The organism is Streptomyces sp. NPDC054765, assembly GCF_053612065.1.
In genome coordinates this window covers 118,755-131,005 of the sequence record NZ_JBSHBP010000005.1, presented here as the reverse complement: position 1 = coordinate 131,005, position 12,251 = coordinate 118,755, and the positions used below count along the sequence as shown (strand labels likewise).

General features: G+C 72.1%; 9 protein-coding genes. 4 read left to right on the top strand and 5 right to left on the bottom strand.

Features of this window, described 5'->3' with window-relative positions:
- Positions 1-169: 169 nt before the first annotated feature.
- From ACWGJY_RS05600 to ACWGJY_RS05590, 3 genes are all read right to left on the bottom strand, one after another.
- Positions 170-1,192, bottom strand: coding sequence for an alcohol dehydrogenase (locus tag ACWGJY_RS05600; RefSeq protein WP_453259501.1), 1,023 nt, complete (start codon positions 1,190-1,192; stop codon positions 170-172).
- Between the two features lie 337 nt (positions 1,193-1,529).
- Positions 1,530-1,976 (bottom strand): hypothetical protein, encoded by a 447-nt coding sequence (locus ACWGJY_RS05595; RefSeq protein ID WP_453259500.1) that lies wholly within the window; start codon positions 1,974-1,976, stop codon positions 1,530-1,532.
- Between the two features lie 740 nt (positions 1,977-2,716).
- Positions 2,717-3,025, bottom strand: a complete 309-nt coding sequence (locus ACWGJY_RS05590) for a hypothetical protein (protein WP_453259499.1) — start codon at positions 3,023-3,025, stop codon at positions 2,717-2,719.
- 352 nt (positions 3,026-3,377) lie between these two features.
- Between ACWGJY_RS05590 and ACWGJY_RS05585 the strand changes: the two genes are divergently transcribed.
- The 3 genes from ACWGJY_RS05585 (at position 3,378) to ACWGJY_RS05575 (ending at position 9,896) form a co-directional block, all read left to right on the top strand.
- The gene (locus ACWGJY_RS05585; protein ID WP_453259498.1) at positions 3,378-7,295 is read left to right on the top strand and encodes a Pls/PosA family non-ribosomal peptide synthetase; all 3,918 of its coding nucleotides are present in this window, start codon (positions 3,378-3,380) and stop codon (positions 7,293-7,295) included.
- A gap of 55 nt (positions 7,296-7,350) precedes the next feature.
- A complete protein-coding gene (locus ACWGJY_RS05580) occupies positions 7,351-8,721 on the top strand; it encodes a M1 family metallopeptidase (protein WP_453259497.1) in 1,371 nt (456 codons plus the stop codon).
- 308 nt (positions 8,722-9,029) lie between these two features.
- Positions 9,030-9,896: a dienelactone hydrolase family protein gene (locus tag ACWGJY_RS05575; RefSeq protein ID WP_453259496.1), complete on the top strand. Its 867-nt coding sequence runs from the start codon at positions 9,030-9,032 to the stop codon at positions 9,894-9,896.
- 84 nt (positions 9,897-9,980) lie between these two features.
- On the opposite strand, the gene ACWGJY_RS05570 is transcribed toward ACWGJY_RS05575, so the two are convergent.
- Positions 9,981-10,880 (bottom strand): alpha/beta fold hydrolase, encoded by a 900-nt coding sequence (locus tag ACWGJY_RS05570; RefSeq protein ID WP_453259495.1) that lies wholly within the window; start codon positions 10,878-10,880, stop codon positions 9,981-9,983.
- A gap of 74 nt (positions 10,881-10,954) precedes the next feature.
- Here ACWGJY_RS05570 and ACWGJY_RS05565 point away from each other — a divergent pair, with 74 nt between their 5' ends.
- Entirely contained in the window at positions 10,955-11,506 is a 552-nt protein-coding gene (locus ACWGJY_RS05565; protein WP_453259494.1) for a helix-turn-helix domain-containing protein, read from the top strand.
- A 45-nt stretch (positions 11,507-11,551) separates the two neighbouring features.
- On the opposite strand, the gene kdpC is transcribed toward ACWGJY_RS05565, so the two are convergent.
- Positions 11,552-12,181, bottom strand: coding sequence for a potassium-transporting ATPase subunit KdpC (gene kdpC, locus ACWGJY_RS05560; protein WP_453259493.1), 630 nt, complete (start codon positions 12,179-12,181; stop codon positions 11,552-11,554).
- Positions 12,182-12,251 lie beyond the last annotated feature (70 nt).

Here is a 12,251-nt window from a genome sequence, read left to right as displayed (position 1 = left end):
CCCCTCGGCGCCGGGGGAGCGCACTGCGCCCGCAACGGAATGCTTCAACGGATTGCCTCAACGGACCCCGCAACGGCCCCGCGTCAGACCCGGGAAGGACCCGTAACGGCCCCGGCGAGGCACTCCGTAACAGATCCCGCAGCAAGCGGCTCCGCTCACCGCCTCCCGTTCAGCGGGTGGTGAGCACCATCCGGAAGCGGGCGGCGCCGGACATCATCTTCCGGTAGGCGTCGTCGGCCTGGTCCAGCGGCACGACCTCGACCATCGGGCGGATCCCGTGCAAGGTGCTGAACTCCAGAGTGTCCTGCACGTCCTGCGCCGTGCCGGACGGGTGGCCGCGGATGATTTTGCCGCTCATGAGCAGCTGGTTCGGGCTGATGCCCAGCGGTTCGGCGTCCACACCGATGACCACCAGTTCGCCGCGGGGAGCGAGCCCGTCCACGGTGGCCGTGATGGCGTCGGAGTTGGCGGCGGTGGCCAGCACGGCCTTGGCGCCGCCGAGGGCCTGCAGCGCGTCCCCGACGGGGGTGTCCACGGTGCTGTCGAGGTAGTGGTGCGCGCCCAGCCGCCTGGCGAATTCGGCTTTGCCGGCTCCGCGGGCGATGGCCACGGTCTCGAACCCCATCGCGGCCGCGTACTGCACCCCGAGGTGACCGAGGCCGCCGATGCCGAGTACGGCGACCAGGTCGCCGGGCCGCGCCGAACTGCGCCGCAGCCCGTTGTACGTGGTCACCCCCGCGCAGGCGAGGGGCGCTGCGTCGGTGGCCGCCAGCGCATCGGGGATCCGGGCCAGGGCGTCGACCGGGGCGATCACGGTGTCGGCAAAGCCCCCGTCGTACGCCCATCCGGGGACCTTCAGGTTCTCGCAGACCATGAAGTCGCCCTGCCGGCAGGGCGTGCAGTGGCCGCAGCTGCCGCCGAACCAGCCCACCGCCACCCGGTCGCCCACCTGCCAGCCGCTGTACGTTCCCTCGCCGGTCTCCTCGATGCGTCCGGCGATCTCGTGCCCGGGGACCAGCGGGAAGCGGACGCCCGGAAACAGGCCGTCCACAAAAGCCGAGTCGCTGTGGCAGACCCCGCAGGCGTCCACGGCAATCCGTACGTGGCGGGGGCCGGGCCGCGCCACCTCGCGTTCGACGATCTCCAGCGGACCGCCGGCGGCGGCGACCTGTGCGGCTCGATAAGTGCTCATCGGGATCTCCGGGGGAACGGGTACAACGGCCCAACGGGTACAACGGGTACAACGGGTACAACGGCCCCCGGTCCAGCAGACCAGCTCCGCCCCGATCGCGCGCGTCGAAGCGTCGGGGGACCCCCCGAAGTGAACCGCCGGGCAGCGGTCCGCGGCCGAGGGCGCCCACTTCCGCCGGGCGCCCGCCGGCGCTGCGACGGCGTGCGGGAAGATGCCGTGACCGCTGTCGCCACCGGCTCGCCCGGACGGTCTCAGCCCGGCATCATGGTCCCGACACCGGTACCATCATCCGCCGCTGCCACCATCCCCCCGGCGCCGCGTACTCGCGGGGGCCCGGTCAGTTCCAGAGCTGGGAGGTGACGACGCGGGGTGTGCCGGCCGGCCGGTCGGCGGGGTAGCTGAGGGTCAGCCGGGTGTAGTGCTGCTGCCCAGGGTGACCGGGGCGGATCTGCGGGTGGTCGAGCCGGACGGTGACGCGGTACCGGTGGAAGTGGCCTGCCGCGCAGTAAGGCCGGCAGTCGTTGACCACATTGCTTCCCTCGGCCGTGGCGGACTGCGGCTGCCATTGCGCCCACCGGAGCGAGGTGAGGCCGTTGTTGCCGTCACCGCAGGCGATCAAGAAATCGCCGGGGCGGACCTGCGGATGGCCGCTGCAGTCGATGGCTGCCACCCCGTGCCGCGCCGGCGGTTCAAAGGCGCCGGACGCGGCCGCCGGTGCGGCAGCCGCCACAAGGGCTGCCCCGGCACAGACCATGAGTGCTGCCTTTGCCCTGTGAGCTCGCATATCCGCTCCTCAACCGCTTCGTATGGCTGGACACCGGCTGCGGCGCGGGGTGCGGTCCTGTGACGGGCCGAACGGTCCCCGCGGGGCTGTCGCTGCTTCTCTGCGGACACGCTACGACCACGCGCCGGAACAATGCCACTCCAATGGGCGCTAAATATCCAAAGCGGGATTTACGGGACAGTCGCTCCGCCGTCGCTCCGCCGTCGCGCCGCCCTCGCCCCCGCTCTCGCGCCGGGCACGGTGAGCCCTCCGCTGCTTGCCCTCATACACCCCCAGGGGGTATCCACCGCTCAGCGCGGGGCGGAGGGTGCGGGCAGGGCGGACGTGGCGGACGGGATCGGCGACCCGCTGACGCCGTGGACTTGGCACCACCGGCAGCCCTACCGCCCACCCGGTCGAAGGCAGCCACCACAGCATGCTGCGCCACCCCGCCCTCGCCGGACTGGCGAAGACGGTCGACAGGTGGCTGAGCAGGGAGGCGGCGCCGACATCCGCTGTCCGGCTTCGGACGTGAGGACGTGAGGACGTGAGGACCTTGGATACGTGACGACGTGACGACGTAACGACGTAACAGTCCGCCCCGTGATGGCTCGCGGTGCGGACGCTCCACCGTGCCCAGCAGCGGGCAACGGCCGGTTCCACGGCGCTGGAGACCGCCTACACGTGACGATGACGACCGGCGGTCCGACGGCCCGGCACCGCGGGGCCGGCCGTCGGCCATGGCCGGCGGCGCTGTGTGATCACGAGGACGAGCTGCCGGGCAGCAGGGTGATCGTGGCATGCGCGGCGTCGGCGTCGCCGTCGTAGGTACAGGTGAGCAGCCCGGCCGCACTGAGCTGGGCCAGGTCCGTGGTGAGGACTTCGGGGGACGTGCGCAGGGCGAGTGCGGCGGGGTGCACGGGGAGGCTGATGATGTGTGCCGTGGCGCGTCCCAGTGCGGGGGCGGCGGTGGCGAGGTCTGCGAGGAACGCGGCCAGCGGTCCCCCTTCGAGGGCTGAGCGGGCCTGCGCGACCCAGGGTGCCAGCCAGTCGTCGGCCAACGGCGTCACCGGTACCACTCCTTTCCCGTGGGGATTGGGAGCAGCGTGGGCCGGATGCCCGTGTGACGCACCGTGCGGCAGGCCGAACGGGTGACCCCGCTGCGGTCCGTCGAGGGGCGGCAGCAGCCGACCACAGAGGGAAAACAACCCTTTTGCCACCAATGCTCGCCGAATATCGCGGAATGCCGGATATTCGCATGGACGGGCGAGGGGCCGGCGGGCAGTTCGCGGGGCCCGTACGTGCGGGGGCCCAGGCGCACGGCACCCGGTGCGCGGCACCCGAAACACCTCACCCCGTGCACGCCACCCCGCCACCCGTCCCGACCCGGCGGCGGAAGGGGGAACAAGGGACGAGGAACGCATGGTTGAGCTGGCGTCGGGGCGCATGGTGCGGGAGCAGGACCCCGCGGGTGAGAGTGCCGACGGCCTGCCCGCCGTATTCGGCGGACGTACGGCTCCCGCTGCGCGCACGCTCGTGGATGTCCTGGACGCCACCGTCCTGATCCATCCGCACGAGCCGGCCCTGGACGACGGACGGGTCTCGCTGAGCTACCGGGAGCTCGCCGGCGAGGTCGACGCACTACGCCGCCGGCTGGTCTCGGCCGACGTCGGCGTGGGCGACCGCGTCGGGGTACGGGTGCCCTCCGGCACCAATGACCTCTACCTCTGCATTCTGGCCGTGCTCGCCGCGGGTGCGGCGTACGTACCGGTGGACGCCGACGACCCGGACGAACGGGCGGAGCTGGTGTTCGGCGAGGCGGCAGTGTGCGCCGTGCTCGGGGAGGGGCGGAACCTCACCTTGACGGGCCGCCGCGCCCCCGCCGGCCGCCTGCGCCGCCCGGGACCCGAGGACGACGCCTGGATCATCTTCACCTCCGGTTCCACCGGCACACCCAAGGGCGTCGCGGTCACCCACCGCAATGCGGCGGCCTTTGTCGACGCCGAAGCGGCGCTCTTCCTCCAGGAGGAGCCGCTCGGCCCGGGTGACCGGGTGATGGCCGCCCTCTCGGTCGCCTTCGACGCCTCGTGCGAGGAGATGTGGCTCGCCTGGCGGTACGGCGCCTGTCTGGTGCCCGTGCCGCGGTCCCGGGTGCGGGACGGTGCCGGTCTCGGCCCCTGGCTCGCCGAGCAGGACATCACGGTCGTCTCCACAGTGCCCACGCTCGCCGCGCTGTGGCCGGCCGAGGCGCTCAACGAGGTGCGGCTGCTGGTCTTCGGGGGCGAGCCCTGTCCGCCCGAACTGGTGGAGCGGATGGTCACCGAGGGGCGTGAGGTCTGGAACACCTACGGCCCGACCGAGGCGACCGTGGTCACCTGTGCCTCGCTGCTGACCGGCGAAGGACCCGTACGGATCGGCCTGCCGCTGGACGGCTGGGAGCTGGCCGTGGTGGATGACACCGGAGCTCCGGTCGCCATGGGCGGCATCGGCCGGCTGGTCATCGGCGGGGCCGGGCTGGCGCGTTACCTGGACGCCGGCAAGGACGCCGAGAAATACGCCCCGCTGGAGTCACTCGGCTGGCACCGGGCCTATCGCAGCGGCGACCTCGTACGGGCCGAGCCCGACGGACTGGTCTTCCTGGGGCGCGACGACGAACAGATCAAACTCGGCGGCCGGCGGATCGAGCTGGGGGAGGTGGACGCGGCCCTGCTGGCGCTGCCCGGTGTCGCCGGTGCCGCTGCCGCCGTCCGGACCGCGCGGGGCGGCACCCCGCTCCTGGTCGGTTATGTGGTGCTCCAGGACGGCTGGGACCGGACCAAGGCCGTCGAGCGGCTGCGCGCCCAACTGCCCGCCGCACTGGTGCCGCTGCTCGCCCCGGTCGACACCCTGCCCACCCGCACGTCCGGCAAGGTGGACCGGGCCGCGCTGCCCTGGCCCCTGCCCCGGACGGCAGGCCCCGGTCACGGTGCCGCGGGTCCCGGCGAGCGGCTCAACGGCACCGAGGCATGGCTGGCCGGGCAGTGGTACGAGATCCTCGGGGTCCCGGTCACCGATGCCCGGGACGACTTCTTCGCGATCGGCGGCGGCAGCCTCGCCGCCGCCCGGCTCACCACCCTGCTCCGCGACCGCTACCCGGCCACGGCCGTCCGCGATGTCTACCAGCACCCCACACTGCGCAAGCTGGCCCGGCTGCTGGAACGTTCCGCGCAGGCCGAGAGCGGCACACGCCAGGTGCGGCCCGTCCCGGTCCGGGCCCAGACCGTGCAACTTCTCCTGTTGTTGCCGCTCTTCACCCTGGTCGGACTGCGCTGGACGCTCGGACTGCTGACGCTGGGCAACGTCCTGGCCTGGTTCGGCAGCTACCCCTGGGCACCGACAGCCTCGTGGTGGTGGGTGGTGGCCGGTGGCCTGCTGCTTTTCAGCCCGCCCGGCAGAGTGGCGGTGGCAGCCGGCGGGGCCCGTCTGCTGCTGCGGGGACTGCGGCCCGGCAGTTACCCCCGCGGCGGCAGCGTGCATCTGCGCCTGTGGACCGCGGAGCGGCTCGCGGAGCTGAGCGGTGCGGTCCACCTCTCCGGGGCGTGGCTGGTCCGTTACGGCCGTGCGCTGGGCGCACGGATCGGGCCGGAGGTCGATCTGCACTCCCTGCCACCGGTGACCGGGATGCTCAAGCTGGGCCGGGGGTGCGCCGTCGAGGCGGAGGTGGATCTGTCCGGCTACTGGCTGGACGGGGACCGGCTGGAGGTCGGTCCGGTGAAGGTGGGCTCCGGGGCGGTGGTCGGAAGCCGCAGCACACTCCTCCCCGGCGCCCGGGTGGGCAAGCGGGCTCAGATCGCCCCCGGTTCCGGTGTCACCGCCCGGGTGCCGACCGGGCAGAGCTGGGGCGGTGTCCCCGCCGTCAAGCTGGGCAAGGCCGCCCGGCGCTGGCCCAAGCGCCGACCCCCGCACCGGGCCCCGTGGGCGGCGCTGTACGGCATGAGCGGCCCGCTGCTCGCACTGCTGCGGCTGGTGGCCGGGATCCCGGCGCTGGCGGTGGCGGGCTGCTTCGTCCGCGCCGGGGACGACCTCGGCGACGCCGTACGCGGCGCGCTCCTCGCCCTCGTGCCCGCCACCTTGGCCTTCGGGCTCGCCTACGCGGCCCTGCTGATCGCCGTCGTCCGGTCGCTGAGCCGTGGTCTGCGCCCCGGCTGGCATCCGCTGCACGGCCGGACCGGCTGGCAGGCCTGGACCGTCAGCCAGCTCATGGACCTGGCCCGTGAGACGCTCTTTCCGCTCTACGCCGGTCTGATCACTCCCCTCTGGCTGCGCGCACTGGGCATGAAGGTCGGCAGCCGGGTCGAGGTCTCCACGGTGCTGGCGCTGCCCAGCCTTACCACGGTGCGCGACGGTGCCTTCCTCGCCGACGACACCCTGGTCGCCCCGTACGAACTGGGCGGCGGGTGGCTGCGGATCGGCGCGGCCGAGATCGGCGAGCGGGCCTTCCTCGGCAACTCCGGCATGACCGCACCGGGGCGCGCCGTCCCGGACCGCGGGCTGGTGGGCGTGCTGTCCGCCACCCCCGAGAAGGCGAAGAAGGGCAGCTCGTACCTGGGCATGCCGCCCATGCGCCTGCCGCGCTCGGCCGGCATCGCGGACCACCGTCTGACCTACGATCCGCCGGCCCGGCTGCTCTGGGCCCGGGGACTGGTCGAAGGGTGCCGGCTGCTGCCGGTGCTGGTCTCCGCCACCCTCGGCCTGCTGGCCCTGGCCGCGCTCGCCTGCCTGGCCGAACGCAGCTCACCGGTGGTGGCGGCGCTGCTCTCCGGCCTGGTGCTGCTGGCCGCGGGGACCGTCGCCGGTGGCGTGTCGATTGCCGCCAAGTGGCTGCTGGCGGGCCGGGTCCGCCCGGCGGAACACCCGCTGTGGAGCGGCTTCGTATGGCGTACGGAGCTCGCCGACACCTTCGTCGAGGTGCTCGCCGTGCCCTGGCTGGTCGGTGCCGTACCGGGCACGCCGCTGATGAACCTCTGGCTGCGCGGTCTGGGAGCCACGATCGGCCGGGGCGTGTGGTGCGAGAGCTACTGGCTGCCGGAAGCCGACCTGGTCACGCTGGAGGACGGGGTGAGCGTCAACCGGGGCTGTGTGCTGCAGACCCACCTCTTCCACGACCGGGTCCTGCGGATGGACACCGTGCTGCTGCGCGAGGGCGCCACTCTCGGACCCGGCGGCATCGTCCTGCCCGGCAGTACCCTCGGGGCGTGCAGCACACTCGGACCGGCGTCCTTGGCGATGGGCGCGGAGACCGTCCCCGCCGGCACCCGGTGGCTGGGCAACCCGATCGAGGCCTGGCACCCCCGGGAATGAGGTACAGCACGACGATGCACCGTCAGTCCGCCGATGCCGGGGGAGAATGGCACCGATGAACCCCGATCAGGTCCCGGCCCCTGCCACGGACCCGTACTTCCCCGGTCACGGCGACGCCCGCTACCACGTCCGCCACTACGAACTCGACCTCACCTACCGGCCCGTGGCCAACCGGCTCAGCGGCTCGGCGCGGCTCAGCGCGCTGGCGGGCCCCGCTCCACTGGACGAGATCGCACTCGACCTGGCCCCGTTCAGGATTCAGCGGATCCTGGTGGACGGCCGCACCGTGCGCTACACCCACCGGGCGGGCAAGCTGCGGATCCGCCCGCCGAAGGCACTGGCCCCGGGCAGAGCCTTCACCGTGGAGGTGCGCTACGCCGGCAACCCCAAGCCGATGCCCAGCCCGTGGGGCGGCCTGGGCTGGGAGGAGCTGACCGAGGGCGCGCTGGTGGCGAGCCAGCCGATCGGTGCACCGTCCTGGTATCCCTGCAACGACCGGCCGGCCGACAAGGCGTCGTACCGGGTGTCGGTCACCGCACCGTCCCCGTACACCGCGGTCGCCGGTGGCCGGCTGCTGAGCCGCACCACCCGGTCGAGCAGCACCACATGGGTGTACGAGCAGCCGGCCCCCACCTCCAGCTACCTGGTGACCGTCTCCCTCGGCAAGTACACCGCCGTGCCGCTCACCGGCCCGGCCCCGATGGCCGGACAGCAGCCACCGGTGCCGCAGACCGCCTACCTGCCCGCACGGCTGCTGCCCGAATTCACCGCGGACTTCGCCCGGCAGACCCGGATGATGCAGTTCTTCCAGGAGCTGTTCGGCCCGTACCCCTTCGGGGAGTACACCGTCGTGGTCGCCGACGAGGAACTGGAGGTCCCGGTGGAGGCCCAGGGCGTGGCCACCTTCGGCACCAACCACCTGGACGGCGCACGCACCTCGGAACGCCTGATCGCCCATGAACTCGCCCACCAGTGGTTCGGCAACAGCGTCTCGGTCGCCAACTGGCAGCACATCTGGCTCAACGAGGGCTTCGCCAAGTACGCGGAGTGGCTCTGGTCGGAGCACGGTGGAGGCCCCGCGGCCGCCGCGCACGCCGCGGCCTCGCACGCCCTGCTCGCCACTCTGCCGCAGGACCTCCGGCCGGCCGACCCCGGCAAGATCCTGATGTTCGACGACCGGTTGTACCGGCGAGGAGGACTGGCGGTCCATGCGCTGCGCTGCGCCCTCGGCGAGGACGCCTTCTTCCGCATGCTCAAAGGCTGGGCCACGGAGCACCGCCACGGCACGGTGAGCACCGCCGACTTCACCGCATACGCCCGGCAGTTCGCCTCCGCCCCGCTCGACGCACTCTTCGACGCCTGGCTGCGGGAGCCCTCCCTGCCCGAACTGCCGTATCCCCAGGACCGCACCATCCCGCGAACCTGAAAGCCGAGCTGCCTTCGCAGGCGTAACTGCCGTGTCACACACGTCAGTTGGAGGGCGCGCTCCGGCCGCACCCCGGCGTCACCTGGGAAGACGGCGCGGTGACCGGCCGCGGGCCACATTGTCGGGAGCGGCGAGGTTTGCGCTGCCCCGAACGACACCCGCCGGGTACTCTCGCGCTGACGCATGCCGGGACGGGGAAGAAGCGCCCGGCCGCAGCGCCCGGCCGAGCGCCCGGCCGGAGCGCAGCACCGACCAACCAGCACCCCGACCAGCCCCCGGGCAACGACCTACCAGGACGGTGGCCATCCATGGCAGATCATGACCTGACCGGCTTCGACCGCGGCACCTTCACCCACGACGGCACCACCCGCCGGATTCTGCGGCGTGGCACCGGGCCCGCCGTGATCGTGATGGCAGAAATACCGGGCATCACTCCCAAGGTCTTGGAATTCGCGGAACGCGTGGCCGCAATCGGCTGCACCGCCGTGCTTCCGGTGCTCTTCGGCACCCCCGGCCGCGAAGCCGATCCTGCCGAGGCCGGCCGGCTGAAGGCCGGACTCTATGCAGCCTCGTCACTGCGGAAGGTGTGCGTGAGCCGGGAATTCACCGTGCTGGCCAAGGGGAAAACCTCGCCGGTGGTGACCTGGCTGCGGGCCCTGGCCACGCACGAACACCGGCGCTGCGGCGGCCCCGGCGTCGGGGCCATCGGCATGTGTCTCACCGGCGGCTTCGCCCTGGCCATGGCCGCCGACGAGCGCCTTCTCGCGCCCGTCCTGTCCCAGCCGTCGCTGCCGTTGGCGCTCACCAAGAGCCGGGCCGGCGGCATCGATATTTCCGCCGAAGACCTCGCCGCCGTCCGGGGCCGCTGTGCACGCGAGGGGCTTCGGGTCATGGGGCTGCGGTTCCGCGGAGACCGGCTGGTACCGGGCGAGCGCTTCGACTTTCTGCGCCGCGAACTCGGTGATGCCTTCACCGCCGTCGAACTGGACGACTCCGCCGCGAATCCCCGTGCCACGCTGCCGCCGCACTCCGTACTGACCGAGCACCTCATCGACGAACCCGGCCAGCCGACCCGCGAGGCGCTGGACGAGGTCCTCGACCTCTTCCGTACGCGCTTGCTGGCGCAGCACGACATCACGGCCCAGGCAACACCGACTGCCGGGGGAGGAGCGTGACGGACCCCACGGGCTCATCGCCGCGCGGAGCCCGGAACCCGCATCCGATCCGATCCGCCGGACAGCCCTACGCGATCACAGCGCTCAACGCGCCCGGTCGAGAAGGTCGTTGACCGCCTGGAGCACAGCCTCCGGGCATTCCTCATGGAGCCACCCGTGCCCCGCGTCATCGAGAATGCGCTGTTCGCCGCGCGGGGACTCGGCGGCCAGTTCCGCGTGCAGGGCGCGCTTGGCGTCGTTGATCTCGCGCAGCAGCTCTTTTGGCCAGAGGTGGGCCTGCGTGGCGTCGTGTCCCATCGCGGAGAGCACGATCAAGGGGACGTCGGGCGTGTCCGGTGCGCGCCGGAACTCGTCGGCGACCTTGTCATAGACGTTCTGGTTCTCCTGTGCGGCGACCTGCCAGGTGACGAGGTGGCGTTCGGCCAGCGGCCCGCGCACCGCTTCCGGCCACGCCGCGAAGCGGTGCGCCATCCGGTCGCGGGACTGCCGGATCTGCTGCTCCGTGAGTGGCACCAGCTTCTGGTCCCGCATCTGCTCCAGCATCTGCTCCAGCCGCTCCCGCGCTTGCCGGGGCCCGCGTACGGCCAAGTCCTCGTGGAACGGATCGAGCAGAAGCAGGCCGGCGACCTCGCCGGGAAAGCGCCGTGCGTAGTGGCGCGCATAGGCCCCGCCCAGGGAGTGGCCGACCAGCAGGTAGGGGCCGGGTATGGCGGCGGTGCGCAGCAGTTCGTGCAGTTCGTCGGTGACCTCCGCGGCCGTACGCGGCAGCGCGACCGGGTCACTCCATCCGCTGCCGGCACGGTCGTAGAGCACGCTGCCGGTCAGCTCGGCCACACGGTGGTGGATGTTCAGGTAGTCCAGGCTCATCAGCCCGACTCCCGCCAGGAACACTGTGGTCGGGCCTTCACCGCCGGAGCGGTACAGCATCAGCTGCCGCCCGCCGACGTCGAAGTGGCATCCCAGCGGTGGCGATTGGTGCGGCACGGTGCGCTCTCCCGGTCACTCGAAGGCACTGTTCTTGACTTTGAGAACGTTATCAGCTATGAGAATGTCATCCCATGGAGACGGTCGATCTGCTGCTGCACCCGGTACGGCTGCGCATCGTGCACGCCCTGTCCGGTGGGCGGTCGCTCACCACGTCGCAGCTGTGCGCGCTGCTGCCCGACGTGTCGAAGGCCACCGTGTACCGGCATGTCGGGCTGCTGGCCGACGGTGGCCTGCTGGAAGTGGTGGACGAGCAGCGGGTACGTGGCGCCGTGGAGCGCCGCTACCGGCTGCGGCGGGAGCGGGCGGTGATCGACGCCGAGACCGCGGCGTCGGTGTCACCGGAAGACCACCGGCGCGGGTTCGCCGTGGCCGTGGCCACTCTGCTCGCCGAGTTCCATGCCTACCTCGACCGGGACGGTGCCGACCCGGCCGCGGACCTGGTCGGCTACCGTCAGCATGCGCTCTGGCTCAGCCCGGACGAACTCGCCGGGCTGATCGGCGAGATGCGCGACGTGCTCGTCTCGCGCATGGCGAACGAACCTTCACCCGGGCGCACCCGGTACCTGCTCAGCCCGATCCTGTTCCCTGCCGAGGAACCGCCCGCGGCCGACGGCCGGCCGTAAGGCCTGTCCTACGGGTCATCCCCCGGCCGGCGGTCTGCTCCACGGTCACATCAGCCTGGCAAGCTCGTGGTTGAGTTCGACGATGCTGACGCGTTCTTGACCCAGGAACCCCAGGACGCGGCCCTGGACGTGGCGGGCGACAAGCTGCTCGACCTCGGCGGGGGCCAGGCGTCGGGCCTTTGCCACGCGGTTGACCTGTTCGTAGGCGTACGCCGGGGAGATCGCCGGGTCGAGACCGGAGCCGCCGGCGGTCACGGCGTCGGCCGGAACGGATGCGGGGGAGACGCCGTCGAATGCCGCCACGGCAATGCGGCGTTGCCTGACGGTGCTGATCAGGCGGGTGTCGTTCGGGCCGAGGTTGGAGGCGCCGGATGCCAAAGGGTCGTACCCGCCCGCGGAGGGGCGGGGCTGGAACCACTTGGGGTCGGGCCGCAGCGGTTCCTTCGCGTCCTCGGGGTTCCGCTTCGGCAGGGCGAAGTTCTGGCCGAGCAGACTGGAGGCCACCGGCTTGCCGTCCGTCGTCACCAGGGAGCCGTTGGCCTCGTGGGAGAACACGGCCTGCGCGATGCCGGTGACGAGGAGCGGATAGGCGATGCCGGTGAGCACGGTGAACACGAGCAGCATCCGCAGCGCCGCCACATGCCGCCGGAGCAAGGGAGGAAGAGGAGTGTGCATGAAGGGATCGCCTTCTTCTCTCGTCGGACCTTTTCTGCCGTCGGCCGGTCTGCTGCGGGTCGCCCTTCCG

Coding starts and splice junctions, on each gene's coding strand:
- kdpC (WP_453259493.1), bottom strand. CDS start 12,181: ATGCACACTCCTCTTCCTCCCTTGCTCCGGCGGCATGTGGCGGCGCTG.
- ACWGJY_RS05595 (WP_453259500.1), bottom strand. CDS start 1,976: ATGCGAGCTCACAGGGCAAAGGCAGCACTCATGGTCTGTGCCGGGGCA.
- ACWGJY_RS05600 (WP_453259501.1), bottom strand. CDS start 1,192: ATGAGCACTTATCGAGCCGCACAGGTCGCCGCCGCCGGCGGTCCGCTG.
- ACWGJY_RS05565 (WP_453259494.1), top strand. CDS start 10,955: ATGGAGACGGTCGATCTGCTGCTGCACCCGGTACGGCTGCGCATCGTG.
- ACWGJY_RS05585 (WP_453259498.1), top strand. CDS start 3,378: ATGGTTGAGCTGGCGTCGGGGCGCATGGTGCGGGAGCAGGACCCCGCG.
- ACWGJY_RS05575 (WP_453259496.1), top strand. CDS start 9,030: ATGGCAGATCATGACCTGACCGGCTTCGACCGCGGCACCTTCACCCAC.
- ACWGJY_RS05580 (WP_453259497.1), top strand. CDS start 7,351: ATGAACCCCGATCAGGTCCCGGCCCCTGCCACGGACCCGTACTTCCCC.